This is a genomic window from Sporosarcina sp. NCCP-2716, from assembly GCF_023707985.1.
Lineage (GTDB): Bacteria > Bacillota > Bacilli > Bacillales_A > Planococcaceae > Sporosarcina.
Genome location: NZ_BRCF01000004.1, coordinates 146,884 through 172,809, shown reverse-complemented (window position 1 = coordinate 172,809; position 25,926 = coordinate 146,884). Strand labels below are relative to the sequence as shown.

Below are 25,926 nucleotides of genomic sequence, written 5' to 3'. Positions count from 1 at the left end.
TTTATTCGTACGAGTAGAAGCCCCGTCCAGATTTTTTGCCTAGCCAGCCGGCGTTGACGTATTTACGGAGCAGGGCGGCCGGACGGTATTTCGGATCGCCGTAGCCTTCCTGCAGCGTTTCCATGATGTACAGGCACGTGTCGAGACCGATGAAGTCGGCGAGTTGCAGCGGTCCCATCGGATGGTTCATGCCGAGTTTCATCACTTCGTCGATCGCTTCCTTTGTCGCGACCCCTTCCTGCAGGGTGAAGATCGCTTCGTTGATCATCGGCATGAGGACGCGGTTTGCGACGAATCCCGGGAAGTCGTTTACTTCGACCGGCACTTTGGACAACTTTTTCGTCATGTCCTCGACCGCCTGGTACACTTCGTCGGAAGTCGCGAGGCCGCGGATGATCTCGACGAGTTTCATGACCGGCACGGGGTTCATGTAGTGCATGCCGATGACTTGTTCAGGGCGTTTCGTGACTGCCGCGATTTCGGTGATCGGCAGCGAGGAGGTATTCGTCGCGAGGATGGCGTGGGCCGGCGCGATGCCGTCGAGCTGCTTGAAGATCGATTTCTTGATGTCCATGTTTTCGACTGCCGCTTCGATGATGATGTCGGCGTGCTTGGCGTCCTGGATGTCGAGTGATTTCGTCAGCCGGCCGAGGACCGCTGTCTTCTCGTCTTCGGTCATACGGCCTTTCTCGACGCTGCGGGCCAGATTCTTCTCGATGACGGCGATGCCTTTTGCGTATGATTCTTCCTTGACGTCGTTCAGGTACACCGTGAAACCTGCCTGCGCGCACACTTGCGCGATGCCGCCGCCCATCTGGCCGGCGCCGATCACCATTACGTTCTGAATGTTCATCTATTGTCATCCTTTCCGGTTAGGTAATGCTGATAAATCATGGGAAACGCTCATAAATTTGTGGAAACGCTCATAAACTCGCGGAATCGCTCATAAATCTCGGAAAACGCTCATAAACTCGCGGAATCGCTCATAAATCTCGGAAAGCGCTCATAAATCCTGAAAAACGCTCATAAACTCGCGGATACGCTCATAAACTCGTGGAAACGCTCATAAATCTCGGAAAGCGCTCATAAATCCTGAAAAACGCTCATAAACTCGCGGAACCGCTCATAAGTCTCAAAAAGCGCTCATAAACGCTCCGCCAGGTCAGCCCTGTTTCGGCACTTCGATCATGATGGCGTCGCCCTGGCCGCCGCCGGAGCAGATCGCAGCGATTCCGATACCGCCGCCGCGGCGTTTCAGTTCGTAGGCCAATGTCAGGATAATGCGGGCGCCGCTTGCTCCGATCGGGTGTCCGAGGGCGACGGCGCCGCCGTGGACGTTCACTTTCTCGGGATCGAGTTTCGCGATGTCGGAGCTTGCGAGCGCGACGACCGCGAAGGCTTCATTGATCTCAAACAGGTCGATGTCTTCGACGCTCTTGCCGGTTTTCTTCAGGATTTCGTTGATGACGAGGCCTGGCGTCTGCGGGAAGTTTTCCGGCTCGATCGCCACTTCCGCGTGGCCGATGACTGTCGCGAGGACGTCTTTGCCTTCGTGTGCCGCCCGTTCGTCGCTCATCAATACCATCGCACATGCGCCGTCGTTGACGCCGGGTGCGTTGCCTGCCGTGACGGAGCCGTCTTTGCCGAATGCCGGGCGCAGTTTCGCGAGGACATCGAGTGACGTTTCCTTGCGCGGCGCTTCGTCCTGGTTCACGACAACCGCATCGCCTTTGCGCTGCGGAATCTCAACGGAGACGATCTCTTCCGCGAAAATGCCGTCCTCCATCGCTTTGACTGCGCGCTCGTGGCTGCGGAGCGCCCATTCGTCCTGGCGTTCGCGGGTGACGCTGAATTCATCGGCCGTCTTGTTTCCGAACGTCCCCATGTGTGCGTGGCCCGGCGCGAAGGAATCGGAAAGGCCGTCGTGGATCATACCGTCGATGAGCTGCGCATCCCCCATACGGAGTCCTTGGCGTGCTTTCGGCAAGTAATACGGCGCGTTCGACATCGATTCCATGCCGCCTGCGACGATCACTTCCTCGTCTCCGAGGCGGATGAGCTGGTCGGCGAGCGTCACGCTGCGCATGCCCGATGCGCATACTTTGTTGACCGTTTCCGTCTTGACGCTCCACGGAATTCCGCCTTTGACCGCTGCCTGGCGCGACGGGATCTGACCCTGGCCGCCCTGCAGAACGGTGCCCATGATGACTTCATCTACTTGTTCAGCAGCGATGCCCGCACGCTTCAGTGCTTCCCCGATCGCGATTCCGCCGAGGTCGCTCGCTGTCAGCGACTGCAGCGATCCGCCCATTTTTCCGAAAGGCGTCCGTGCGCCGTCGATCAATACTGTTTTCGTCATATCATTCATCCCCCAATGTTTTGATAGCGTTTTCATTTCCCGGATGAACGAGCGACTGAACGCTCGCTCGACACTCATTCGGCAGAAAGGGGAAGCACTGCTGCTCCCCCTCCGGCCTGTTGTTGTTCAACAATTCTGTTCTGTTCGACTGTCCTAATTGTAAAACAAGTCTTGGAAACTCGCAAATGTTATCTTACTGGAGGACCGGTTCCTGCTCGGTCTCCGCTTCGCTCTTCTGTTCTTCGCCGAATACGGAGCGTTCGAGCAGTTCAGCGATGTCGTACGTGCCGACACGGTCTTCGACTTCGATCGCTTTCGTGCCGTCCGACAGCATCGTCAGGCAGTACGGGCAGCCGGATGAAATGATGCCCGGCGACACTTCCATTGCCTGCTCGGTGCGGGCGACATTGATGCGATGGCCTGCGTCTTCTTCCATCCACATGAGCCCTCCGCCGGCGCCACAGCACATGCCGTCCTGGCGGTTCCGCTTCATCTCAACGAGGTTGACGCCCGGAATGGCTGTGAGTATTTCACGCGGTGCGTCGTATACATCGTTGTAGCGGCCGAGATAGCACGAATCGTGGAACGTGATCGTTTCGTCGATTGCGTGTTTCGGCTCCAGTTTCCCTTGTTTCACGAGCTTGTTCAGCAGTTCGGTATGGTGGAATACTTCCGCTTCGAAACCGAAGTCCGGGTATTCGTTCTTGAAGATGTTGAAGGCGTGCGGGTCGATTGTGACGATCTTTTTGACGCCCGCTTTCTCGAATTCTGCGATGTTGGCGGTCGCAAGCTCTTGGAATAAAAACTCGTTGCCGAGACGGCGCGGCGTATCGCCTGAGTTCTTCTCTTTGTTGCCGAGGATTGCAAAGGATACACCCGCTTCGTTCAATAAATGCGCGAAGGACAGCGCGATCTTCTGCGAACGGTTGTCAAACGCGCCCATCGAGCCGACCCACAGAAGGTACTCGAAGTCTTCGTCCGCTTTCTTCAATTCTTTTACCGTCGGGATCTTAAGGTCCGGACGGGCATCCCGCCAGTTCTCTTTCTCTTTCCGGTTCAGTCCCCACGGATTGCCCTGGCGTTCGATGTTGGTCATCGCGCGCTGTGCATCCCCGTCCATCTTACCTTCCGTCATGACGAGATAACGGCGTAGGTCGATGATTTTATCAACGTGTTCGTTCATGACCGGACACTGGTCTTCACAGTTCCGGCACGTCGTGCATGCCCAGATTTCCTCTTCGGTGATGACGTCGCCGATCAGGGACGGGTTGTAGATGTCGTCCATTGACGCGCCTTCAAGACCTGCGGCGAGTGCGATCTGGTTGCCTTTCGTGTTCTTGAACATCGGCGCAGGCACCCACGGTTTCTGTTTCGTCGTAAGCGCACCGTAGTTCGTCAGGTTGTCACGCAGTTTCGTGATGAGGTCCATCGGCGACAGCATCTTGCCGGTGCCGGTCGCCGGACACATATTCGTACAGCGTCCGCATTCGACGCAGGCGTACAGATCGATCATCTGCTTCTGAGTGAAGTCGGTGATCTTGCCAACGCCGAGTGTCGGCATTTCGTCTTCATCTTCCACTTCTTCAAGGGCTGCGAAGTCAACCGGCGCAAGCTTCCCGCGGCGGTCAAAGCGCATCATGTACGTATTGACCGGCCCGGCGATCAAGTGCGCGTGTTTCGACTGTGGCACGTAGACGAGGAACGTCAGCAATGTCAGCAGGTGGACCCACCAGGCGACGAAGAAGATTGCAGCGGCGGCGGTCGGCGGCAGGAAACTGAAAACGGTTGCAATTCCCGACGCCATCGGCTCTGTCCAAGTCGTTTCGTGGCCCTGCCAGATCATGTTCATGCCGTTCGCGACGAGGGTCGAGACCATGAGCGTGCCGATGAAGATGAGCACGAGCCCCGATTTCCATCCGCGCTTCAGACGGACGAGCTTCTCCATATAGCGGCGGTAGAATGCCCAGACGACCGCGACGAGGATGACGGCGACGACGATTTCCTGGAAGAATGTGAAGAACGGATACACCGGGCCGAACGGCAGGTGTGAATCCGGTTTCAGACCTTTCCAGATGAGATCGATCGCACCGAACTGGACGAGCAGGAATCCGTAGAAGAACATCACGTGGATGGCCCCGCTTTTCTTATCCTTCAATAACTTTTTCTGTCCGAAAACGTTGACCCAAACTTCTTTCAGGCGCCGCTGGACGTTGTTGTCGAACTCCTCTTTTTGCCCGAGGCGGATGAACTGGATGCGTGTTTTGACGACATATGTGAATAGCGCAAGACCATACGCCACAACAGCCAGGAATAGTACCCAGTTGGCGATCAGTAACGGTGTCATAATGTCCTCCCCTTTTTGTATGGTATGAATGTTCTTACTAGTCTAGACGAAATTAGGCAGATTGTCGATGTGCTAGTTACTAGTTTAAGATATGAATGAGCATTCAGTCAACGACTATTTTGAAATCGCAGGGAATTCTGAGCGGTGTGGAGCGGATTTTTGTGTGGGCGGCGATGGGCATGCGTGGGTATGGGCGGTTGCTGCGGTTTAGGAGCGGAGTGGCGGGGTTTATGAGCGGTTTTTGTGATTTATGAGCGTTATTCGAGATTTATGAGCGGTTCCTGCGAATTATGAGCGTTTCCACGGATTTATGAGCGTTTTCCGCGATTTATGAGCGTTTCCACGGATTTATGAGCGTTTTTCACGATTTATGAGCGTTTCCACGGATTTATGAGCGTTTCCACGGATTTATGAGCGTTTTCCGCGATTTATGAGCGTTTCCCCGGTTTTATGAGCGCTCCCCCGTCCCGGAGCGCGATCCACGCGCCCTCCCGACCCACAGAAATGCTTTGCGCAGCAAAGCACACAAGCTGAAGAACTTGAATTGTCGGAGTGCTGACTTGGCGCGGACTGGGAGTGTGGCAGGTGCGGAGAACTTCCCGCGGATTCAAAAAAGCCGCTCATTCCCCCGCCGGCACGGTGAGCGGGCGGAGTTGGCGGCCGAAATATTTGCGGGCAGCGGGCTGGGCCGCTGCCGGAATCTGGAGCAGGACGACGGTTGCCGGGCCGGCGGAAGTGTGCAGATCGAGCGGGCTGCCTGCGATTCTTGCAGCGGCGGCCGGGTCCGCAATCATCAGTTCGGCGAGGATGCCGGCGGATCCGACGGGCCAGATGCGCATCGGTATGCACAGCCGCCGGACTTCCTGCAGGACGGCGAGTGACGCGATGTCGGCCGCTTCCGTCAGAACAGCTTCGCCGACGAGCGGCGTGCCGTAAGTGAACCAGTCGCCGGATGAACCGGACGGCGATGCGGCCGCCCTGCCGAGGAACGTCACCGTGAGCGCTGACTGGCGGAGCTCCATGTTCGTCTCCGTGCTGCCGCTGATTGGCGGAGCCGGTTCGCCGATTTCATCGAAAATGTCACGAACTCCCGTGCAGTATGCCTCCCAGCTCGCCCCGCCGCTAAAATTGTGCAGCAGGACGGCTTCAGGTTCGGCGCCCGCCGCCCACTGTTCAAGCAGGCAGACGCGCGCGGCGAACCGGGCGGTGATGCGGTCCGGGACCGCCACGAGATCGTCCGGCTTCTCGCCTATGCCGCCGGAGTTGTCCGTCGTGACGATCAGGCCGCCGATTTCGAGCGCGTTCCGCGGGCTGCTCACTCGCCGCCGGAGCCTTTCTTCTTGTCCTCCGTGCGGAACACTTTCGCACTGCGGACATATTCGTTGTCCGGCACGCCCGCCCGTTTGTTGACGATGCGCGCTGCGACGAACAGGTAATCGGACAGCCGGTTCAAGTAGCGCTGCACTTCGCCCGGCACGTCGTCCTCCTGTTTCATGAGGGTGACGGTGACCCGTTCCGCGCGGCGTGTGACCGTCCGGCATATATGAAGCGAGGCGGCGGCCGGTGTTCCGCCCGGCAGGATGAATTTCTCGAGAGGCGGCGCTTCTTCCATGAGTTCGTCGATCCGCTTCTCGAGCACTTCGATCGGCTCGTCGGACAGTTTGTAATGGCGCTCTTTCATGACGTTCGCCAAGTCGCCGCCGCCGTCGAACAGTTCGTTCTGGACCGCTTCGAGGTCGTCGAAAATGTCGCGGCATGTCGCCGGGTCGAGTTCCGACATTGCCTTGCCGATGAATGAATTCAGTTCATCGATCGTGCCGTACGCTTCCACGCGCAGGCTGTCTTTGTCGACGCGTCCCCCGATGAGGCTCGTCTGCCCTTTATCCCCGGTTTTCGTATAGATCTTCATAAGTAACCCTCTCCCTTACTTCAATTTTTGCGGAATGCCGAACCAGATTCGTGTGACCGTTTCCGCTTCCTGAACCAGCCGCTGCGTGAGCCGGCCGCAGGCGTCGCGGAGTGCCCGCGCTGCCGGGTCGGCCGGTACGATGCCGCGGCCGATGTCCGTCACTATGACGAACACGTTCCTGTTCCGGATGAATGAAAGCAGTTCCTCTGCGGCCCGGTCTTCATCCGACAGACGCCCTGCCATCCAGGTTTCGAGCCCCGTCACGACGACCGTGTCATCGGCCGCGGTTACCCGTGCCGCAGATAGGTCGAGCGGACTTTCCTCGCCGAGCCAGACGGCCTGCCCGGCCTGATCGATCAGCCGTTCCCGGACGTATCGCCGTCTGCCGTTCGCTTCTCCGCCGAGTATGACATGCATCGTTCCCCCTCCTTCCAGGCAGCTGCCGAGTCCCAATACAGCCGGTGGCAGCTGCCGTGCGGGACGCCGAAGTCCCAGAATTCCCGCTGCTCCGGCGCGAACCGGGCGAGCAGCAGGCGGATCGGTCCGCCGTGCGTGACGATCCGGGCGCCCGGCGGCAGTCCTAGGAACGCCGCAATGACGCGTTTTTCGAGCTGCTGCATCGATTCCCCGCCGGGCGGGGAGATGTTATACGGATCATCGACCCACTGCCGGTATAGTGTATTAGTTTCAAGCTGGTCATATGTTTTCCCTTCAAATACGCCGAAATTACATTCGCGGAAGCCGGCATCCGGATGGTAGTGTGCGTCCGGAAACAGCAGGGCGGCGGTCTGCCGGGCGCGCAGCAGATCGCTGCCATACACGACAGACGGCTGTTCTGCAGACGGCAGCACGTGCACCGGTACGATCGGTTCATCCGTCCAGCCGATATACTGCCGGAGCCCATTTCCCGCTGTCGGCAGGTGCCGGATCAGGACAAGCTCAATACCGTCAGCCATAGCAGAACCTCCATCCCTTCGATGAATGCCCCACTCAAATCACCCGTGACGCCGCCGAACTGGCGGACGGTCCATGATCGATACAGCCAGATGGCGAGCCCGATGACTGTGAGCAGCCCGAGCGGCAGCACAGTCGTTTTGAGCAGGAAGCCGAGCAGCACGACGACCGCCACGAGGCAGCCGGCCGTCCAGCCGATGAGCGGGCCGCTGCTTATTTTACTTAAGAAGAAGTGCGCGATGCCGCTTTCTTTCGCAGACGGCACCGATACGAAGTAGAGCGTCATCGTCCCTCTCGCTAAAAACGGGATGACCGCCAGCCAGTACCAGGCGGACGGCTGCGTGAGCGCCCACTCGTACAGCAGCGCGAATTTCAGCAAAACGACCGTCAGCAGACCGAGTACGCCGAATGCGCCGATGCGCGGATCCGCCAGGATTTCGTGGCGGTGCTGCTGATCGCGGTAGGAGAAGTACGCATCGCTCGTGTCCGCGACGCCGTCCAGATGCAGACCGCCTGTCAGGATGATCCCGGCTGCAAGCAGCAGGACAGCGGTGAGAAGCGGGCTGAACCCGGCGAAGCTGCTTGCGGCATGGACACCCGCGAGCACGAGGCCGATGAGCGCGCCGATCCATGGCAGGGCACCATACATGATGGTGATGTGGCGGCGGTCCATCGGCAGCTCCCTGCGGACCGGGATGCTCGTGAAGAACTGGAGGGCGAGCAGGATGCCGGTCATTCGCCCACCCCGCCAATGCCGATGATCAATCGGATGAGCGGCCAGTTGAGCGCGGTGCGGACGTGTGATGCCCAGTCTTCGAAGGCATCCGGCGACGTCATGTCCAACTTTCCGTGACGCAATGCGTCCTCCTCGGCGATACCATGGTCCGGCTTATAGGGGATCACACCGGCCACCGGAAGACCGGTATAGGATTCGATCCAGTCAATTCCGTCACGGAAACTGGCTGGATCTCCTTTGAATTGATTGATCACAATGGCTTTCACTCGCTGCCGCTCGTCAGGCGTGAGCAATGCGAGCGTACCTGCAATCGAAGCGAAAACACCGCCGCGGTCGATGTCGGCAATGAGGATCACTGGTACATCGGCCAGCTGGGCTACGCGCATGTTGACGATGTCACGGTCTTTCAGATTCATCTCCACCGGGCTGCCGGCTCCTTCGATGACGAGCAGATCATAGGAGGATGCCAGCACTTGCAGAGATTGCCGGATCGACCCGATCGCTTTGTCGAAATAGTTTTCACGGTAGGACATGCCGGTTGTTTCCGCCAATGGTTCCCCGCAAAACGTGCCGGTCAGCGTGCCGTCCGCACCGGTCTGCAGGATGATCGGATTCATGGCAGAGACTGGTTTCGTACGTGCAGCTTGTGCCTGGATGAACTGCGCGCGGCTGATCGGGATGCCATCTTCAGCGCGTTCTGTATAGGGAGATAGATTTTGTGACTTGAACGGGGCGACGCGCCATCCTTCGTTTGCAAGCAGCCGGCAGAGCGCGGTGCACAGCAGGCTTTTCCCTGCATCGGACGACGTTCCTATCACCATGATTCCCTTCATCGTCTGACGCCCCCTTTGTGGTATACAGGAATGCCGCTGTCCATCTCGATTGCGATGTCTGCGTCTGCGACAATCCGCTGATGGAGCGAGCCGAGTGTGAGCGTGTAGGAACGTGTCGCTTCCTCCGTGTTCAGCGTTTCGTCGAACACTTCGTTCGAGACGATGACGAGCTGACGGGCGATACGTCGGATCTCGCGGTTAGTGCCGAGCAGCGTTTCGAGTTCCTGTTCGAGGCAGCCGGGCTGCTCGATACACGGCGTTCCGGTCTCCCAGCCTGCGAATGCGACGTTCGCGAGCCACGTCGTCGCGCAGTCCCAGAGGACATGGTCGCCCGGCTGCAGCTGCGGCAGCACGCGCTCCAGGTCGGTCGGCTGTTCGATCGTCGTCCAGCCGTCATCCGCCCGGTCGTGCTGGTGACGGGCGATGCGGGCGGCCATTTCGGCGTCCCCCGGTGTGCCGGAGGCGATATAGACGAGGCGGCCGCCGGTCTTTTCCGCTTCCGTCCGGACGAGCTGTTCGGCGTAGGCACTCTTGCCGCTCCGAACCCCGCCGCAGATGAACGTGAGCGTACCGTCCGCCAAGCAAGCGTCGAGTGCTGTGCGAAGGGTTTTCATCTCATACCCGGTTTTCATGCCGATGCGGAGCCAGCGGCCGTCGAGCCCTTTGAAGTTTTCAGTGTGGCGGACAACGATTCCCGAGACGAGCAGTCGCCGGAACACGATGTCCGCCGGTATGCCCGCCGGCGGCTGGAACAGCAGGTAGTTCGTGACGGATGGGAGCACGGTACAGCTGCGCGCTTCCAGGAATTCCATCATCTTGCGGCGTTCGCAGGCCGCATACCGGACCGCTTTCTGCCTGTATTCTTCTTGATCAAGGCAGAGCGCACCGATGCGGGCGGCCACGGCATTGACGTTCCAGTGTGGTGCCCGCCGTTTCAGGCCGGCGATCCGCTCTGAATTCGCGATTGCGTACCCGAGCCGGATGCCGGGGATCGCGTACAGTTTCGTCATGGAGCGGACGATCGTGACGTGCGGGAATTCATCCAGGTACGGAATTAGAGAGTGCTCCTCTCCGACCCAGTCGATGAACGCTTCATCCACGATGACTTCGCAGCCGTGCTTCGCAGCGGTGCGGATCAGGCGGAGCAGTTCGTCCCGCTTCGGCAGCAGGCCTGTCGGGTTGTTCGGTGTGCACAAATAGAGCACATCAGCGTCCGGAAGTGCTGTTTCGATTGCTTCTGCAGGCAGGGCGAATCCGTCTTCCTCCCTCGCCTGGATGCGGGTGATTCGGGCGCCTGCCGCTGACAGCGTCGCTTCATACTCGGAGAACGCCGGGTCGATGAGGATGGCGCTTTTTCCGCGGTACTGCGCTGCGAGCAGCGACAGCAGTTCCGCCGCGCCGTTGCCGAGGATGATATTCTGCTGCGCGACGCCGTGGTAGGCCGCGATGGCGGATAGAAACGGTTCGCCGGAAGGATCGGGATACCGCGCGATGGCCGGGTAGAGCTGCTCCCACTGCTGGAACACCGCTGCCGGGGGGCCGGCGGGATTGCAGTTTTCGCTGAAATCCGTGATCGATGCGGGCGGCATCAGGCCGAGACGGTTGTAAAGCGCATGCGGGTTCGCGCCGTGGTCAGGCAATTGCATAGCAGAGTCCTCCTATCAGGATGCCGAGCGCCCAGACGGCCCACGAGGCGCGGGTGAGCTGGACGAGAGTCCTGTCGATATCGATTGCTGAGAGCGGGCGGAGTCCCGGGCCGAACTGAGGCCGGCGGGACGTGACGCCGCGGTATGTATTCGTTCCGCCGAGCGTGGCGCCGAGCTGCCAGGCCGTGGCCGCTTCCAGCCAGCCGCTGTTCGGACTCGGATGCTTGCGGGCGTCCGACCGCCAGCCGGCAAGCCGGGATTTCAGCGGGAGGCCGCTTGGGTTCGGCGAGAGGAGCACGATGGCGAGCCCAGTGAGGCGCGCCGGGATGAAGTTCAGGACGTCGTCCGTGCGGGCGGATGCTGTCCCGAATTGCGCATAGCGCTCGTCTTTGTAGCCGACCATCGAGTCGAGCGTATTGACGGCTTTGTACAGCCAAATGCCGGGTGCGCCGAGGAGGAAGGCGAAGAGGAGCGGCGCCGTCACGCCGTCCGAACTGTTTTCGGAGACGGTTTCGACGACGCCCCGGGTGATTTCGGGTTCATCGAGCGAATCGGTGTCCCTTCCGACGATCCACGACAGTTTGCGGCGGGCTTCCGGCAGATCGCCGGCTGCGAGCGGAACCGCGACGTCGTGCGCAGCGTCGCCAAGGCTTTTCTGCGCGAGCGCCACGGCGATGAGGACGCTTTCCATGACGGCGCCGGCCGCCGGGTGGATCCAGAACGCCGCGTACGTCAGCAGTCCGGCCGCGAGACTCGCGGGCAGGACGACTACAATGAGCAGCACCATTCCCTTCGCCGTCCGGTATTCCCCGCGGTTCAGCCGCTTCATCAGCCAGCTGATCCACGTCCCGATCCAGCGGACAGGATGCGGCCAGCCGGGCGGATCGCCGATGAGCCGGTCGAGAAGAAAGCCGGCCGTCACAGCAGCCAGGTGCAGGGCGATCAGCTGGTCCATCCTTTCGCCTCCTTGTACGTCCGGATCGCCCGGACGGTGCATTCGTAGACTCCGGTGCCGATCAGTTTACCGAGCGGCGCGACCGGTCCGGCGTAGTCGAGCTGCACGCCCGTCTGCACTGCGGCGATGAGCACGCTGTCCGTCGACGTCCCGGTCGCCTGTGTGCCGGTGAGCGGGTCGAGCACGCGTTCACTCTGCAACGCACGCGCTTTCGCTTCGGTCGCGGTGATCATTGCCTGGATGAACGCTTCGTCGGACAGCCGTCCGTTGACGAAGATCCATGTGTTGATCGTCCCGGCGGTCACTTCGCGCTTGGCGGCGCACGACGCATCGACGGCGTTGCCGACGCCTGCCGTGACGGCGATGACGACGGAGAACCCGTCGCCCATGTAACGCCGGATCTCCGCGTCTTTCGTATGGACGGCGGTCATCATGCCGACCGTGTCGGTCAGATGATGGCCTTCCGTCTCCAAGTAGTGTGCCATTTCCCCTTTGACGTCGTCCGCGTTGTAGGCGGCATCGACGCGCCGGTTGACGAACGTCCGGTACCAGCCCGTCCCCGGATTGTGGACAGCGGATGAGACCGTTTTCAGCGGAACGGCCGTGTTGAGGACGACGGCGTCGGACGTGACGGTGAACTGGATTTCATCGACTGAATAAGCGGGTTCCTTGCGCTCCGGCTTTGACGGCAGCAGCGTCATCTGCGGTTTCGGCAGCTCAGGGTGCGGCTGCGTGACGACGTCCGCCTTGTAGACGCTGCGGATGATCGGCTCCTTGACGACGTCCTGCGGTGCGCCGATGACCGAGACCTTCCCGTCCTGCATGAGCAGCAGGCGGTCGCAGTAGAGCGCAGCGAGGTTGACGTCGTGGAAGACGGAGACGACGGTCTTTCCTTCATCAGCAGCGAGGCTCCGGACCGTGTCAAGAAGCTGCTGCTGGTAGGCGATGTCGAGGTGGTTCGTCGGTTCGTCCAGCAGCAGGAGCGGTGCCTGCTGGGCGAGCGCCTGGGCGACGAAGACGCGCTGCTGTTCGCCGCCGGAGAGCGATTCGATGAGCGTATCGGCGTAGCGCATGACGCCTGTCCGTTCCATGGCGCGGCTGACGGCGGCTTCATCCTCTTCCGTCCAGCTCGAGAAGAGGCCGGTCTGGTATGGATAACGGCCGAGTTCGACAGTAGCCCGAACGGTGTGGGAAAAGGCGTGGGCGTGGAGCTGCGGCAGGACGGCGACTTCACGTGCGAACTCTTTCGCGGTGTAGCTATCCGCCGGTTTCCCGCCAATTTCGATCGTTCCGGTCTGTTTCGGCAGGACGCCTGAGATCAGTTTCAGCAGGGTCGATTTGCCGCTGCCGTTCGGGCCGAGGATGCCGAGCACTTCCCCGGGACTCACTTGAAATGACACATTGTCGACGACCAGGCCTCTGCCATAGCCGCCGGACAGTCCGTGAATATTCAGCATCAGGCATTGCCCCCTTTTCGCTGTCGATAAAAGATGAAGGCAAACACCGGTGCTCCGATGAATGCCGTGATGACACCGACGGGCAGTTCGGTCGGCGCGATGATCGTGCGTGCGAGCAGGTCGCAGATGATGAGCAGCGACGCGCCGTTCAGGAACGACAGCGTCAGCAGGTGCCGATGATCGGATCCGAACAGCAGGCGGGTCATGTGCGGAACGACGAGGCCGACAAAGCCGATCGTCCCCGAGACCGAGACGGCGGCGCCGGTCAAAATGGAGCCGCCGATCAGGATGACGAGCTTGCGGCGGGCGACGTCGACGCCGAGATGCTTCGCCCGTTCCTCGCCGAACAGCATTGCGTTCAGTTCCCTGCGGTTCATCCACAACAGGAAGGAACCGATGGCCGTGAACGGCACGATCATCCAGACGTAGTTCCAGCCGCGCATCGAGACGCTGCCGAGGAGCCAGCCAATGATCTGGCGCAGTTCCTCCCCGGTGAGTGCGATCATGAGCGACAGGACGGAGCCGAGGAACGACCCGAAAATGATGCCCGTCAGGATGATCGTCTCCATGTTGAGTCCGCGGTCGACGAGTTTTGCGAAGCCGAGGACGATGAACATCGTGACGGCGGCGCCGATCATGCTGAAAACGGGCAGCGTGTACAGGCCGAGGAACGGCAGGCTGATGCCGAAAAAGAGTGTCATCACAGCGCCGACCGAGGCGCCGGATGACACTCCGAGGGTGTAGGGATCCGCGAGCGGGTTCTTCAGCAGCCCCTGGAACGCGGCGCCGGCGATCGCGAGCGACGCGCCGACGAGCCCCGCGAGGATGACACGCGGCATGCGGATGTTCCATAGGATTGTTGCGGATGTCTGATCAGTTCCCGGGTTCCAGAGCGTGCTGATCGGGATATGTACGGCGCCGATCGATACACCGAGCCAGACCGCCGCGGCTAGGACGGCGGCTGACACAGTATAGGCGATCAGGGGCTTTCTCACTTGAAGGCCTCAGGGTAGACCGCTTTGGCGACTTCTTCGAGTCCTTCCGCCAGGCGCGGGCCTGTCCGGCTCGTCAAGTTGGCATCGACTTGGACGACATGGTCTTCCTTGACCGCTGTCAGGTCCGCGAAGCCTTCCCGTTTCTTGACGCTGTTGACGACATCCGGTGTGTAGTCATGCATGACGACGATGACATCGGGGTTCTGTTTGACAATCTCTTCCGGGCTGATCATGACCCAACCTTCTTCGGTCACAACGTTTTCAGCACCAATTTTGTCGAGGATCTCCTGCATGAAGGTGTTCTTTCCAGGTGCATAGATTTCCGGGACATCGGATGTTTCGACGAAGACCCGGCGCTTGTCCTGGACGTCCTTCGTCTTCGCTGCGACTTCGTCCGCTTTCGCTTTCATGTCTTCCACAATTTTGGCGGCTTCGCCTTTCTTGCCGACCGTTTCACCGATCGCTTCGATCGTGCCGTACGTTTCGTCGAAGTTCATCGCATTCTTGACGACGAACAGCTGGATGCCCGCGTCACGGATCTGCTGGAAGCCTGCTTCCGCGCCCGGCAGGGACATTTCGTGGCCGAATACGATGTCCGGCTTCAGGGAGATGATTTTTTCGATATTTAAGTTCATGTCGCCGATTTTGTCTTTATTGACTGCGGCCTCCGGGTAGTCGGAGTAGTCGTCGACTGCGATGATTTCGTCATCAAAGCCGAGCGCGAACAGGATTTCAGTGTTGCTCGGAAGGGTCGAGATGATTTTTTCAGGCGCCTTCTCAAGCGTGATTTCCTGCCCGGTCGCGTCCGTCATGGTCAATGGATAGGTGACGGTGTCCGTGCTGTCTTCGGTGGTACTTCCGGAATCCTTGCCGCTGTCCGATTGTTCCGTTGTTGCTGCGCTGTTGTCCGTACCGTTCTTGTCTTTCGTATCGTCCGTTCCGCCGCAAGCGGTCAGAAGCAGGACGGCGAGCACGGCGGTCAGCCAAAGCTGCCATAGTTTCTTCATGTTGGTTCCTCCTGTTTTTGCCAAACAAAATCCCCCGTTCAAATGTACGGAGGATGAGCGCAGACGAAATCAGGCGGAATCCGCCGAATTTCACCGTGCCTATCCGCGTAGGGACCGGGTGATCGACAAAAAGGCAGGTCTCCTGGCTTGTGCTCCGGACGCCCGGCTCCACGCCTTCCCGGTTTTCGGCCGGTGGCAGTTGTGGACGAGCTGGCACTTACAGTGGCGGGACCGCGCCGGACTTGAACCGGCTTCCCTTTTAACCCCGTCTTCACGGGGCACCTTTTTGCGTGTTTGGTATGTATTAGTGTTCCATTGCCATTATACAGAAGTGTGTGAAAAAAAGAAAGGGTGCCTGTGCGCCACACAACTTCGACACTATTCCGAATAGTGTCCGAATTGTGTGCTGCACAGGCACCGGTTTTTACATGCGTTCTGGAGCGTTGACGCCTATGAGTTTCAGGGCGTTGGCGATCGTCGTGCGGGCTGCGGTGATCAGAGCGATACGCGCTTCGGTCAGCTCGCGGTTCTCCGGATCGAGCACTTTCTCCGCGTTGTAGAAGCTGTGGAACGCGGCGGCGAGTTCCTGGATGTACGTTGTGATGCGGTGCGGCGCGCGCAGGCGTGCGGCGTCGCCGACGAGCTGCGGGAAGTCGCCGATCTTTTTCAGAAGTTCAATCTCTTTCTCGGACGTCAGCAGATCGACGTGTTCCGTGGATGCTGCAAAGCCCTGATCCCCTGCAGCGCGCAGGATCGACGAGATTCGGGCATGCGCGTACTGGGCGTAGTAGACCGGGTTCTCGTTCGATTTCGAAACGGCGAGGTCGAGGTCGAAGTCCATCTGCGAGTCGCCGGAGCGCATCGCGAAGAAGTAGCGGGTCGCGTCCAGGCCGACGAGTTCGACGAGTTCACGCAGCGTGACGGCTTTGCCCGTCCGCTTGCTCATCTTGAACTTCTCGCCGTCCTTGTACAGCTGCACCATCTGGGCCACTTCGACTTCGAGCGTGTCGCGGTCGTAGCCGAGCGCCTGGATGGCGGCTTTCATGCGCGGGATGTAGCCGTGATGGTCGGCGCCCCAGATGTTGATGAGGGTGTCGAAGCCGCGGCGCAGTTTGTCTTCGTGATAGGCGATGTCCGGCGTCAAGTACGTGTAGGAGCCGTCGTTCTTGATAAGCACGCGGTCCTTGTCGTCACCGAAATCGGTCGAGCGGAACCACGTGGCGCCGTCTTCTTCGTAGACATGGCCGTTTTCGCGGAGCTTGTTGAGCGCCGTGGCGATCTTGCCGTCTTCGTACAGCGTCGTTTCCGAGAACCAGACGTCGAAAGGAACGCGGAAGTCGGCGAGGTCCTGCTTCAGTTTGCCGAGTTCGACTTCGAGGCCGTATTGACGGAAGAAATCATAGCGTTCTTCGTCCGATACATGGACGAACTTGTCGCCATGCTCCTCGACGAGCTGCTTTGCGATCTCGATGACATCCGGGCCCTGGTAGCCGTCTTCCGGCATGTCCTTGTCCAGGCCGAGCTGCTGGAAATAACGGGCTTCGACGGAGCGGGCGAGGTTTTCGACCTGCTTGCCTGCGTCGTTGATGTAATATTCGCGGGAGACATCGTACCCGGCGAAATCGAGGATGTTGCTGAGCGCGTCGCCGAGTGAGGCGCCGCGGGCATGGCCGAGGTGCAGATCGCCTGTCGGATTCGCCGAGACAAATTCGATTTGAATTTTTTCATTTGCACCTGTATCCGTGCGGCCGTACGCTTCTCCCTGGCTGAGGACCGTCTTGACGACGTCACCGAGGTAATCCTTCTTCAGGACGATATTCATGAACCCAGGGCCTGCGATGTCGACGGATTCGATCGACGTCCCTGCCGTGTCGAGCTGGGCGAGGATCTCTTCCGCGATGGCACGCGGCGGTTTTTTCGCAAGTTTGGTCAGCTGCATCGCGATGTTGGTCGCATAGTCCCCGTTTGCTTTGTTCTTCGGGGCTTCGAGCATGATTTCGGGCAGGTCCTGTTCATCGGCCAGGCCGGTCTTCAGCACTGCTGCGTGCAGCGCCTGTTTCACTTCGTTCTGGATCTGTTCAACTGCGTTCATCGTGTTCCCTCCGCGTAAGTAATAGTCAGTTCATAGCTTCCGAGCAGTCCGTCTTCCGCGTGCATGTCATAGCGGACGTGGAACTCGCCGCTGTTCCGGTCTTCCGTCAGGACGAGTGCATTCGTGACCACTCTCAAATCGAGTTCGAGCGGGCCGTTCGCGTACGAGCCGAGCCGCATGCCATCCGGGGCGAACGGCAGCCGCATCCGGACCGCCCCCGTCCGCATGATGACGGCGTCTTCCGGATCGAGTTTCACGGTCGTCTTCACGACAGCGCCATTGTTCGTCTCTTCGTAGCGCAAGTACCGTTTCCCCGCTTTTTCCATGATGGACCCGTGCAAATCCAGTTCCATGATGTCCAGTTCCTGTCCCGGATGCCGGATTTCCGATTTCAAGCCGATGGATACCGGCACGAGTGGAGGCTGCGTTCCCATCCGTTCACCGCCTTTTATTAGTCTATATTCTATCCATTATAGCGGTTCGCCGGCGTCTTTTTCAATCCTTGCCCGCCGGATGTCCCTTTTTCGCAGTGTTTCGTTTAATTTGCCCGTCTCTTTCTCATACTGAACATAACTGACAGAGGAAGGACGCGATGCTATGCGGCGGATCGATTTTGTGAAGAAGAACAGGCGCAGGGCGCGCTTCCGCTTTGCTGGACTGCTGATGATCACGGCCTGCACGGCTGTGGTCACCGTGCTCGTCTGCCTGCGGGTGTATGCGCAGATCGCAGGACCGCCGTCGCTGAGCGTGCCGGAAGCGTCCATCTTCGTCGACCGGAACGAGCGGCAGATCGGCGACCGGTTTTCCGGCGAGCGGCGCTACTGGGTCGGCCTCGATGACATGTCGCCGTTCCTGGTCGATGCGTTCGTCGCGGTGGAGGACAAGAATTTTTATCGGCACGGCGGGTTCGACTACAAACGGATCGGGGGCGCCGTGCTGAAAGACGTGAAAGCGCGGAGGAAAGTGGAAGGCGCGAGCACGATCACCCAGCAGTATGCCCGGAATCTGTACTTGACGAACGAGAAGTCGTGGACCCGGAAAGCGAACGAAGCCCTCTATGCTTACCGCATGGAAATCTTCTACGATAAAGAGCGCATTCTCGAAGGGTATTTGAACACAGTCTATTTCGGGCACGGCATGTACGGCGTCGAAGCGGCGAGCCGGTATTTCTTCGCGAAGCCCGCGGCGAAGCTGACGCTCGAGGAGGCGGCGACGATTGCGGCAATTCCGAAAGGGCCGTCGATCTACTCCCCTGCTGCGAACCTCGAGAAGTCTGAGAACCGACGCAAGATCGTCCTGCGGCTCATGGAGGAACAGGGGTTCATCTCCCCGGAACAGCAGGAGCGCGCCGGGACCGAAGCGATTGCGCTGAAGACCGAGGAATGGGCGGACACGAAAGACATCGCCCCGTATTTTCTGAATGAAGCCTGGCAGGAAGCCGAGAAGATCCTCATCAGCAAAGGACGGTACCCGGCGGAAGGCGGCTGGACCATCAAGACGACGCTCGACCTCGCGCATCAGAAGAATGCGGAGGAGATCATCGCGGCACAAATGCCGGAAAACGACCTGCAGATCGGCTTCGTGTCGATGAAACCGGAAACAGGCGAAGTGACGGCGATGGTCGGCGGACGAAGTTATGCCGAGAGTCCATTCAACCGGGTCACACAGGCGAAACGGCAGCCCGGTTCTGCGATGAAACCGATCTTGTATGCTGCGGCGCTCGAAGACGGATTTAATCCGCTGACATTCCTGTCGACGGAGAAGACGATCTTCACGTATGACGACGGCCGTTCGTCGTATGAACCGAGCAACGTCAACGGAAAATTCGGCGATCATCCGATATCGCTTGCCCAGGCGCTCGCCGTGTCCGACAACATCTATGCGGTGAAGACGCTCGAGGAGATCGGCTACCGGAAATACAATTCGATGGCCGAGAAGCTCGGCATCCAGGTGAAATTCCCCGAGTCGCCGGCTGTCGCCCTCGGGACGTCCGCGGTGACGCTGTTCGAGATGACGGGCGCCTACAACCGGGTCGCGTCCGGCGGCAGGAAGATCGACCCCGTCCTCATTTTGTCGATCGAGGACTCGCGCGGGAAACTCGTATATGAGCATCCCGAGCAGACGAAGAAACGGGCGATGACGGAGCAGAACGCCTTCGTGCTGACCCACCTGATGACGGGGATGTTCGACCCGGTGTTCAACGATTACCTGACGTCGACTGGCGTGTCGATGCGCGCCTCGCAGACACGGCCGTATGCTGCGAAATCCGGCACGACGCTTTCCGACCAGTATTTGATCGGCTATTCACCGACGCTGACGGCGGGGATCTGGACCGGGTATGACGTCGGCCGGCAGATCGAGGACGCGCAGGACAAGGCTGCGTCGAAGCGGATCTGGATCGACTTCATGGAAGCCGCGCATTCGGGCCAGCGTCCCGAGCCGTTCCTGCCGCCGCGCGGGGTGAAAGGGGTCACCGTCGACATCGAGACGGGCGGGCTCGCCGTGGACGGCTGTTCGAAGCAGCGGCTCGTCTACGTGAAGGAACGCGACGTGCCGAAGCAGTTATGCACGGATAAAACGCTGCGCGAGTCGCGCCTGCAGGGGACGAAGCAGGAAAAAGGGTTCGAGCTGTTCCCGTTTTCGTTTTTTGAGTGATGGCTGGATGGGTCTTGAGCGTTTGGGTGTGGTGCTTGAGCGCTTGCCGGCTGGCTTGAGCGTTTTAGGGGTGGGCTTGAGCGTTTCACAGCTTGCTTGAGCGTTTGGGCATGGTGCTTGAGCGTTTGGCGGGCCTCTTGAGCGCTTAAGAGTCAGGCTTGAGCGGTTGGCGGTTGGCGGCTGGCTTGAGCGGTTTCGCTGGCTGCTTGAGCGCTGAATTGAGCGGTTCGGCGGTGGAATTGATCGCTTAGCCGCGCGAATTGATCGGTTAGCGGCCCGAATTGATCGCTCAGCCGGGCTAATTGATCGGTCCGGCGATGGAATTGATCGCTTAGCCCCGCCACACAACGAAAAAAGCTTCCTGCCGTTGGGTCGAACGGCGGGAAGCTTTTTGTCGTCGGGCGAGCCCGAGTGTCCTAGCCTACAATTGCAAGCTGTCTATAGTTTACTGCGTTTCGCTATGACATTCAACTACATGTTCTCGCAATCTACTTTTGTCATAAAGGTTTCATAAATGCGGCGATGATTCGCTGAGGGCGATGTGGAGCTTCGGTTCGCTGTTGTCCCACATCGCTTCGTTGTGCCCTCTCAGGAAGTCGGCGAGGATCTTTTTCGACGCTTCGTCCAAGTTCTCGACGAGGATCTGACGCTTCATCGACTTGTCCATCCGGTTGACGTGGTCCGCCAAAATTTTGTAACCGCGGCGCTTCTCCCGGTTGACGATCATTTCGCAAGACGTCACTCCAGCATAGTACGGACCGTTTTCATTGAAATCGATCGTGACCCAGACGAGCCAGTACAGTTTGCCGCCTTCCGAGTCGGCGCGGTCCTTCGTGAACTTGATGCCCCGCTCGATATCGCTTTTCGCATGCATGGCGCCGATCTCGATGAACGCGCTGCCCTCTTCCGTATCGATCATGACGGGCGTCACGTTTTCAAGCGACAGTGATCCGATGCCGAATCCTTTGTGTCCGTCGGTCGGGTCGTTCTTTATGATCGTGAAGCCCATCTTCTGTTTCGGTTTTTGCTCGTCTGCCATTTCCGCATGCCCCTCTCTATCTGATACTATGTATACTATACCGAATTTATCGGGGAGGGGGAACTGGAATGCCATATGTGACTGTCAAGATGCTGGAAGGCCGGACGGATGAACAGAAGCGGGCGCTGTGCGAGAAAGTGACAGAGGCCGTGGCGGAAACCGTCAATGCACCGAAGGAGAAGGTCGTCGTATTCATCGAGGAGATGCCGAAATCGCATTATGCGGTTGCCGGAAAACGTCTCAGCGATCAATGACTCAGGAAACCTGATTCAAGAAACATGAAAAGCCGGATGGCACGCAGGTCTCCCCTGCCCCATCCGGCTTTTTCTATACGTTTATGCGACGCACGCCGCCATTTCTGCGATGAAATCAAAAGCAGCGTCCATTTCGTCATCAGTGAAATTTAGTTTGTTTTTCACGATGCGCACTTTCTCGATCTGTTCGGTGCGTTCGAGATGGTCGAAGTAGAGCAGGGTCGAGACGAGTTCGAGGAAACGGGAGCTCTGCCCGTTCAGCCGGCTGATGCACGGTGCGAGCTCGTCCGCCTGGAAATCGGACGTTTCCGAGAACTTGACGCCGTCTTCGGTCGCCTGGTACGTGTACTGCACGTACGAGCCTTTGTCGGTGCAGGTTTCATCCAGAAAACCCATCTCGCACAGTTCTTCCACGCGCAGCGTCAGTTCCTCGGAGTACGGGCCGTACATGTGCAGTTCGTATTTCGCGGCGAAATCGAATTGGAGCTTCTTCAATATGTATACCATCTTCTGTAGTTTCTTCCGTCCGTTCACTTCATCCGCCAAGGCGATCATCCGGACAATCTTTGCGTGTTCCGCAAGCATAAGCGCACGCTCCTTTCTAGCTTTTCAGCAGCTGCAGTATTTCGGTGTACAGCGGGTTGTCTTCCTGCTGTGCTTCCAGGACGTCTTCGGGGAAATAGATTTTGTGGTCCGTGCGCCGCTTGCCGGAGATGGCGTCGACGATGTCAGAGGACCGGGACAGTTCGCTCAGCTCGCCATTCGGCAGCTGGAGGTAGATCGGGACGCGTTCGTTCTCTTCGCCGGGCCGGTAGAAATCGTACGGCAGATCGGAGGACGAATCCGTGACAAGATAATAATCCGGGTCGAGGCCAGCCTGCCTGAACAGCGAATCGAGCTGCAGCAGTTTCCGGTATTCTTTGGCCGGGTCGAATTCCGCGTACTGGAACAGTTTCCGGTTGATGAACCGGTCGCACAGATCGGATAAGATCGGATCTTGTTCTTTCATCCACAATTGGAAATAGGTGAACAGCACGCCTTCGTCGAGCGAGATGTAGTCCTCGAGGGTGATCGTCCTGTCGAAGAAGTTACGGAAAGCGACGGGGTCCTGTTGGAACGTATACCCTGTTTCGTACAATTCTTTCGCCCTGTGCAAAATTTTAATGAGGATGACTTCGGCGCTTCTTGAAACAGGATGGAAATACACTTGCCAGTACATCTGGTAGCGGCTCATGATGTAGTCCTCGACGGCGTGCATGCCGCTGGACTTGATGACGACTTGTTCTTCCGTGGGACGCATGACGCGCAGGATCCTCTCCATGTCGAAGTGGCCGTACTGGACGCCTGTATAGTAGGCATCGCGCTGCAGATAGTCCATCCGGTCGGCGTCTATCTGACTCGAGATCAGGCTGATGACGAGCTTGTCCTTGTATGTCTTACCCACGACGTCTGCGACGCGCTGCGGGAAGTCCGGGCTGACCCTTCGCAGGACGGCATTCACTTCGGTGTCACCCAGCAAGATGGCCTGGGTGAACTTTTCGTGGTCGAGGTCAAATACTTTTTCAAAGGCATGGGAGAACGGGCCGTGTCCGAGGTCGTGCAGCAGGGCGGCACACAGGGCGACGAGCCGTTCGTCTTCATTCCATTCGGGTTTCCCGCTAAAGCTGCTGTCGATGATGCGGCGGACGATTTCGTACACTCCGAGGGAATGCTGGAAGCGGCTGTGCTCGGCCCCGTGGAAGACGAGATACGTCGTGCCGAGCTGCCTGATCCGGCGCAGCCGCTGGAATTCCCGCGTGCCGATGACGTCCCAGATGACACGGTCCCGCACGTGGATGTAGCGGTGGACCGGGTCTTTGAACACCTTCTCTTCTGCCAGTTTCTCGTGCTCGTACGCCATGCTGCACCTCCGTTCAACGTTTCCTTCCAGTATACCAAACCGGCGCGATTTGGACAGCGCAAATCGGCCCATTCCCGAGAAGTTGAAAGTATTAATCTTTTGTTCTGTATAAACGCTGCGCAAGCTGTCCATGCTGTCGGTAGAAAGCGAGAACGCATTATTAGGAGGCATTGGAGATGGTGAAAATCAGACAGGATGCATGGCTGGAAGAAAACGATAAGTTGTTGGCGGATACGGTGCTGCGGCACGTGCGCGAAGGGAGTACGCAGCTGAGTGCTTTTGAAGAAGTCGGGGACGTGCTGAACAGGACGGCAGCCGCATGCGGGTTCCGCTGGAATGCGGTCGTCCGGCAGGATTACGAAAAGGAGCTCGCCCAAGCGAAAAAGGAACGCAAACAGGCGCTGCGCGTGCTCGGCACAGACTTCAAACGGCGCAACGTCCCGCTCTATCAGGCACCTCCAAGTGAAGAAGACCCTCGCGGAGCCTCGGTGCCGCTGTCCGCACTGTCGATGGACACGGTCATCGCCTATCTGATCCGACTTCATCACTCAGGCGGTGCAAACCAGGATGCGCTGCGCTGGCAGCAGGCCGCGAAAGCCGCACAGGAACAGACTGCCGAACTCGAGAAGACGATCGAGCAGCTGAAGAAGGAGAACCGCACAATCCGCGAAGACTACGAACAGTTCGTCGAGATCATGAACCGTGCGCGCCGTCTCGTAACGCTGAACGAGGACAGCGAGCATGTCGCGCCGACGTTCCAGATGGAGACGAACGGAAACTTAATCTCAAAAGAACCGCCTATGACTCACTAATAGGCGGTTTTTCTTTGGAATTAATCCTCTTCAGCCGCGGGCGATCATTTTGGCATTGCGGTCGACGACGCGCTGCAGGTAGTACGTATACAACTCCATTTCATCTTCACGGAAGCCGCCCATTTGGACTTCCCCGGCGAGCGCATGCAGCAGCTGCTGCACACGGAGGTTCACGTCGGTGACGGTGAGAGGGATGCCGAGCAGTTCAGCGAGGGAAGCCATCGTTTCGGGCCGGATATCGGGGTAGGCGAACTTCGTCTCCTCCCCGCCGAGCCCTTTGTCATACAGCTGCCTGACGAGCTCGGCGCGATCGCTGCCGCTGCCCTCGACACACAAGTACACTTGGACGGCGACGCCCTGGCGCAGCCGGCGCTGCGAGATGCCGGCGAATTTCTTGCCGCCGATGCTCAGGTCATAACTGCCCGGGCAGTAGGATCCGACGATTTCATACGCTTCGATCCGGTCCCCCGCTTCCGGTAACAGACGGCGGACGAAGTCGAGCATGACGTCGTAGCCGGCCGGGATATCGATCGAGCCGGCCTGCTCGGACAGCACAATGGAAATATTGAGGACTCCCTGGTCGAGCACGACAGCGAGGCCCCCGGAATTCCGGACGATCGTGCGGTAGCCGGCGGAATGGATGACGGGCAGCGCGTCTTCGAGATGCGGGAGGCGGTGGTCCTGGATACCGAGGACGATCGTGTTGTCATGCACCCACGTGCGGACGGCGGGCGGGCTCAGCTGCTGGCCGACGAGCTGGCAGAGCGTGTCGTCCGCTGCAAACGACTCGAGTGCCGAACGGGTCCGTGCGGAAAGGGATTCATCGAGAAAGCGCCATGTCGGCACGGTCAGGTAAGAGTCTGTCGGTTTCATCATACACATAGCTCCTGTACGGTAATGTCATGCCTTCTAGTGTACACCACTATCGGGCCCGCTTCCACATGACGAATTGGTGACAGAGGTCGCTATGATTCACTGCGGTTTCGCCGGTATGGTACACTGGAAGCAGCACGGCCGCGGCGGTGGAATCTGCCCGCCGGCCCGTACCCATCCCACTTTCAAAGGAGTTCGATTTCCCATGATTGAAGCAGCACAAACGCTCGATGGCTGGTATGTGTTACACGACTTCCGCACGATGGACTGGACCTCTTGGAAACTGATTTCTAAAGAAGAGCGCCAGCACGCTGTCGACGAATTCGTCGCGTACCTCGAAAAGCTGAACAAAGCAGACGAGGACAAGACCGGCGCCCACGCTTTCTATACGATTGTCGGCCAGAAAGCCGATTTCATGCTGATGACGATGCGTCCGACGATGGACGAACTGCAGCAGCTCGAAGCCGAATTCAACAAGCTCGCGATCGCGGACTACACGCTTCCGGCGTATTCGTACGTCTCCGTCGTGGAGCTGTCGAATTACTTGGCAGGCGGCGATTCGGATGAAGACCCGTACCAGAATCCGTACGTCCGCGGCCGCCTGTACCCGGAACTGCCGCGCAGCCAGTACGTCTGCTTCTACCCGATGGACAAGAAGCGCGAAGGCGACGTCAACTGGTACATGCTCGACATGGATGTCCGTAAAGAAATGATGCGCAGCCACGGATTGATCGGCCGCAGCTACGCAGGCAAAGTGAAGCAGATCATCTCCGGCTCTGTCGGCTTCGACGACCATGAGTGGGGCGTCACTCTGTTCGCAGACGACGTGCTTCAGTTCAAAAAACTGATCTACGAAATGCGTTTCGACGAAGTGAGCGCCCGCTACAGCGACTTCGGCGAGTTCTTCGTCGGCACGATTCTGCAGGACGACCAGCGCGCCGATTTCTTCGCCGTGTGAGGGATTATACATGTGGAACCGCCGCAGCCTTGAGGGCTGGGCGGTTTTTTTATTGTTTTGGTGATGCGGGCGCGGTGGGTATCGGCGCGGGCAGGGATTCTGCGGCGCGGGCGGCGGCGCGGGCGGCAGGTTTATGAGCGTTTTTTAG

The 25,926-nt window shown here is 59.0% G+C and carries 24 protein-coding genes and 1 riboswitch; of the genes, 4 read left to right on the top strand and 20 right to left on the bottom strand.

Annotation, left to right across the window (positions count from 1 at the left end; translation table 11 throughout):
* Nucleotide 1: 1 nt before the first annotated feature.
* The 16 genes from NFU03_RS08150 to NFU03_RS08075 form a co-directional block, all read right to left on the bottom strand.
* Nucleotides 2-853: a 3-hydroxybutyryl-CoA dehydrogenase gene (locus NFU03_RS08150; protein ID WP_251637721.1), complete on the bottom strand. Its 852-nt coding sequence runs from the start codon at nt 851-853 to the stop codon at nt 2-4.
* A 309-nt stretch (nt 854-1,162) separates the two neighbouring features.
* A complete protein-coding gene (locus tag NFU03_RS08145) occupies nt 1,163-2,359 on the bottom strand; it encodes an acetyl-CoA C-acetyltransferase (RefSeq protein WP_251637720.1) in 1,197 nt (398 codons plus the stop codon).
* A 193-nt stretch (nt 2,360-2,552) separates the two neighbouring features.
* Nucleotides 2,553-4,703 (bottom strand): (Fe-S)-binding protein, encoded by a 2,151-nt coding sequence (locus tag NFU03_RS08140; protein ID WP_251637719.1) that lies wholly within the window; start codon nt 4,701-4,703, stop codon nt 2,553-2,555.
* 620 nt (nt 4,704-5,323) lie between these two features.
* Nucleotides 5,324-6,022: an alpha-ribazole-5-phosphate synthase gene (locus tag NFU03_RS08135; RefSeq protein WP_251637718.1), complete on the bottom strand. Its 699-nt coding sequence runs from the start codon at nt 6,020-6,022 to the stop codon at nt 5,324-5,326.
* Entirely contained in the window at nt 6,019-6,612 is a 594-nt protein-coding gene (locus NFU03_RS08130; protein ID WP_251637717.1) for a cob(I)yrinic acid a,c-diamide adenosyltransferase, read from the bottom strand. The genes NFU03_RS08135 and NFU03_RS08130 overlap by 4 nt, the downstream gene beginning before the upstream one ends.
* Nucleotides 6,613-6,627: 15 nt before the next feature.
* The gene (locus NFU03_RS08125) at nt 6,628-7,029 is read right to left on the bottom strand and encodes a bifunctional adenosylcobinamide kinase/adenosylcobinamide-phosphate guanylyltransferase (protein WP_251637716.1); all 402 of its coding nucleotides are present in this window, start codon (nt 7,027-7,029) and stop codon (nt 6,628-6,630) included.
* Nucleotides 6,969-7,568, bottom strand: a complete 600-nt coding sequence (locus NFU03_RS08120; RefSeq protein ID WP_251637714.1) for a histidine phosphatase family protein — start codon at nt 7,566-7,568, stop codon at nt 6,969-6,971. The genes NFU03_RS08125 and NFU03_RS08120 overlap by 61 nt, the downstream gene beginning before the upstream one ends.
* On the bottom strand, nt 7,541-8,302 hold the full coding sequence (gene cobS / locus NFU03_RS08115; protein WP_251637712.1) for an adenosylcobinamide-GDP ribazoletransferase: 762 nt from the start codon (nt 8,300-8,302) through the stop codon (nt 7,541-7,543). The genes NFU03_RS08120 and cobS overlap by 28 nt, the downstream gene beginning before the upstream one ends.
* Nucleotides 8,299-9,135 (bottom strand): cobyric acid synthase, encoded by an 837-nt coding sequence (locus tag NFU03_RS08110; RefSeq protein WP_251637711.1) that lies wholly within the window; start codon nt 9,133-9,135, stop codon nt 8,299-8,301. Before NFU03_RS08110 ends, cobS begins: the two co-directional genes overlap by 4 nt.
* Complete coding sequence (locus NFU03_RS08105; RefSeq protein ID WP_251637708.1) at nt 9,132-10,781, bottom strand: bifunctional adenosylcobinamide kinase/adenosylcobinamide-phosphate guanylyltransferase; 1,650 nt, start codon at nt 10,779-10,781, stop codon at nt 9,132-9,134. Before NFU03_RS08105 ends, NFU03_RS08110 begins: the two co-directional genes overlap by 4 nt.
* A complete protein-coding gene (gene cbiB, locus NFU03_RS08100) occupies nt 10,768-11,736 on the bottom strand; it encodes an adenosylcobinamide-phosphate synthase CbiB (RefSeq protein ID WP_251637706.1) in 969 nt (322 codons plus the stop codon). Before cbiB ends, NFU03_RS08105 begins: the two co-directional genes overlap by 14 nt.
* Entirely contained in the window at nt 11,724-13,193 is a 1,470-nt protein-coding gene (locus NFU03_RS08095) for an adenosylcobinamide amidohydrolase (protein ID WP_251637704.1), read from the bottom strand. The genes cbiB and NFU03_RS08095 overlap by 13 nt, the downstream gene beginning before the upstream one ends.
* Nucleotides 13,193-14,188, bottom strand: a complete 996-nt coding sequence (locus NFU03_RS08090) for a FecCD family ABC transporter permease (RefSeq protein WP_251637702.1) — start codon at nt 14,186-14,188, stop codon at nt 13,193-13,195. The genes NFU03_RS08095 and NFU03_RS08090 overlap by 1 nt, the downstream gene beginning before the upstream one ends.
* A complete protein-coding gene (locus tag NFU03_RS08085) occupies nt 14,185-15,195 on the bottom strand; it encodes an ABC transporter substrate-binding protein (RefSeq protein ID WP_251637701.1) in 1,011 nt (336 codons plus the stop codon). The genes NFU03_RS08090 and NFU03_RS08085 overlap by 4 nt, the downstream gene beginning before the upstream one ends.
* Nucleotides 15,196-15,310: 115 nt before the next feature.
* Nucleotides 15,311-15,496, bottom strand: a riboswitch (cobalamin riboswitch).
* 123 nt (nt 15,497-15,619) lie between these two features.
* Complete coding sequence (gene argS, locus NFU03_RS08080; RefSeq protein ID WP_251637700.1) at nt 15,620-17,287, bottom strand: arginine--tRNA ligase; 1,668 nt, start codon at nt 17,285-17,287, stop codon at nt 15,620-15,622.
* The gene (locus tag NFU03_RS08075) at nt 17,284-17,721 is read right to left on the bottom strand and encodes a YwiB family protein (protein WP_251637699.1); all 438 of its coding nucleotides are present in this window, start codon (nt 17,719-17,721) and stop codon (nt 17,284-17,286) included. The genes argS and NFU03_RS08075 overlap by 4 nt, the downstream gene beginning before the upstream one ends.
* A gap of 163 nt (nt 17,722-17,884) precedes the next feature.
* Between NFU03_RS08075 and NFU03_RS08070 the strand changes: the two genes are divergently transcribed.
* Entirely contained in the window at nt 17,885-19,942 is a 2,058-nt protein-coding gene (locus NFU03_RS08070; RefSeq protein WP_251637698.1) for a transglycosylase domain-containing protein, read from the top strand.
* Between the two features lie 508 nt (nt 19,943-20,450).
* Here NFU03_RS08070 and NFU03_RS08065 read toward each other — a convergent pair.
* Nucleotides 20,451-20,981, bottom strand: a complete 531-nt coding sequence (locus NFU03_RS08065; RefSeq protein WP_251637697.1) for a YwhD family protein — start codon at nt 20,979-20,981, stop codon at nt 20,451-20,453.
* A 68-nt stretch (nt 20,982-21,049) separates the two neighbouring features.
* Between NFU03_RS08065 and NFU03_RS08060 the strand changes: the two genes are divergently transcribed.
* Complete coding sequence (locus NFU03_RS08060) at nt 21,050-21,235, top strand: 2-hydroxymuconate tautomerase (RefSeq protein ID WP_251637696.1); 186 nt, start codon at nt 21,050-21,052, stop codon at nt 21,233-21,235.
* 81 nt (nt 21,236-21,316) lie between these two features.
* On the opposite strand, the gene NFU03_RS08055 is transcribed toward NFU03_RS08060, so the two are convergent.
* Both NFU03_RS08055 and NFU03_RS08050 read right to left on the bottom strand, forming a co-directional pair.
* Nucleotides 21,317-21,820, bottom strand: a complete 504-nt coding sequence (locus NFU03_RS08055) for a YwgA family protein (RefSeq protein WP_251637695.1) — start codon at nt 21,818-21,820, stop codon at nt 21,317-21,319.
* Between the two features lie 16 nt (nt 21,821-21,836).
* Complete coding sequence (locus tag NFU03_RS08050) at nt 21,837-23,135, bottom strand: HD domain-containing protein (RefSeq protein WP_251637693.1); 1,299 nt, start codon at nt 23,133-23,135, stop codon at nt 21,837-21,839.
* 176 nt (nt 23,136-23,311) lie between these two features.
* Between NFU03_RS08050 and NFU03_RS08045 the strand changes: the two genes are divergently transcribed.
* Complete coding sequence (locus NFU03_RS08045) at nt 23,312-23,947, top strand: RsfA family transcriptional regulator (RefSeq protein ID WP_251637692.1); 636 nt, start codon at nt 23,312-23,314, stop codon at nt 23,945-23,947.
* 30 nt (nt 23,948-23,977) lie between these two features.
* On the opposite strand, the gene lipL is transcribed toward NFU03_RS08045, so the two are convergent.
* Complete coding sequence (gene lipL, locus NFU03_RS08040; protein ID WP_251637867.1) at nt 23,978-24,820, bottom strand: octanoyl-[GcvH]:protein N-octanoyltransferase; 843 nt, start codon at nt 24,818-24,820, stop codon at nt 23,978-23,980.
* Nucleotides 24,821-25,025: 205 nt separating this feature from the next.
* Here lipL and hemQ point away from each other — a divergent pair, with 205 nt between their 5' ends.
* Nucleotides 25,026-25,778, top strand: coding sequence for a hydrogen peroxide-dependent heme synthase (gene hemQ, locus NFU03_RS08035; RefSeq protein WP_251637691.1), 753 nt, complete (start codon nt 25,026-25,028; stop codon nt 25,776-25,778).
* Nucleotides 25,779-25,926 lie beyond the last annotated feature (148 nt).

Coding starts and splice junctions, on each gene's coding strand:
- NFU03_RS08150 (WP_251637721.1), bottom strand. CDS start 853: ATGAACATTCAGAACGTAATGGTGATCGGCGCCGGCCAGATGGGCGGC.
- NFU03_RS08145 (WP_251637720.1), bottom strand. CDS start 2,359: ATGACGAAAACAGTATTGATCGACGGCGCACGGACGCCTTTCGGAAAA.
- NFU03_RS08140 (WP_251637719.1), bottom strand. CDS start 4,703: ATGACACCGTTACTGATCGCCAACTGGGTACTATTCCTGGCTGTTGTG.
- NFU03_RS08130 (WP_251637717.1), bottom strand. CDS start 6,612: ATGAAGATCTATACGAAAACCGGGGATAAAGGGCAGACGAGCCTCATC.
- NFU03_RS08125 (WP_251637716.1), bottom strand. CDS start 7,029: ATGCATGTCATACTCGGCGGAGAAGCGAACGGCAGACGGCGATACGTC.
- NFU03_RS08120 (WP_251637714.1), bottom strand. CDS start 7,568: ATGGCTGACGGTATTGAGCTTGTCCTGATCCGGCACCTGCCGACAGCG.
- cobS (WP_251637712.1), bottom strand. CDS start 8,302: ATGACCGGCATCCTGCTCGCCCTCCAGTTCTTCACGAGCATCCCGGTC.
- NFU03_RS08110 (WP_251637711.1), bottom strand. CDS start 9,135: ATGAAGGGAATCATGGTGATAGGAACGTCGTCCGATGCAGGGAAAAGC.
- NFU03_RS08105 (WP_251637708.1), bottom strand. CDS start 10,781: ATGCAATTGCCTGACCACGGCGCGAACCCGCATGCGCTTTACAACCGT.
- cbiB (WP_251637706.1), bottom strand. CDS start 11,736: ATGGACCAGCTGATCGCCCTGCACCTGGCTGCTGTGACGGCCGGCTTT.
- NFU03_RS08095 (WP_251637704.1), bottom strand. CDS start 13,193: ATGCTGAATATTCACGGACTGTCCGGCGGCTATGGCAGAGGCCTGGTC.
- NFU03_RS08085 (WP_251637701.1), bottom strand. CDS start 15,195: ATGAAGAAACTATGGCAGCTTTGGCTGACCGCCGTGCTCGCCGTCCTG.
- argS (WP_251637700.1), bottom strand. CDS start 17,287: ATGAACGCAGTTGAACAGATCCAGAACGAAGTGAAACAGGCGCTGCAC.
- NFU03_RS08075 (WP_251637699.1), bottom strand. CDS start 17,721: ATGGGAACGCAGCCTCCACTCGTGCCGGTATCCATCGGCTTGAAATCG.
- NFU03_RS08070 (WP_251637698.1), top strand. CDS start 17,885: ATGCGGCGGATCGATTTTGTGAAGAAGAACAGGCGCAGGGCGCGCTTC.
- NFU03_RS08065 (WP_251637697.1), bottom strand. CDS start 20,981: ATGGCAGACGAGCAAAAACCGAAACAGAAGATGGGCTTCACGATCATA.
- NFU03_RS08060 (WP_251637696.1), top strand. CDS start 21,050: ATGCCATATGTGACTGTCAAGATGCTGGAAGGCCGGACGGATGAACAG.
- NFU03_RS08055 (WP_251637695.1), bottom strand. CDS start 21,820: ATGCTTGCGGAACACGCAAAGATTGTCCGGATGATCGCCTTGGCGGAT.
- NFU03_RS08050 (WP_251637693.1), bottom strand. CDS start 23,135: ATGGCGTACGAGCACGAGAAACTGGCAGAAGAGAAGGTGTTCAAAGAC.
- NFU03_RS08045 (WP_251637692.1), top strand. CDS start 23,312: ATGGTGAAAATCAGACAGGATGCATGGCTGGAAGAAAACGATAAGTTG.
- lipL (WP_251637867.1), bottom strand. CDS start 24,820: ATGAAACCGACAGACTCTTACCTGACCGTGCCGACATGGCGCTTTCTC.
- hemQ (WP_251637691.1), top strand. CDS start 25,026: ATGATTGAAGCAGCACAAACGCTCGATGGCTGGTATGTGTTACACGAC.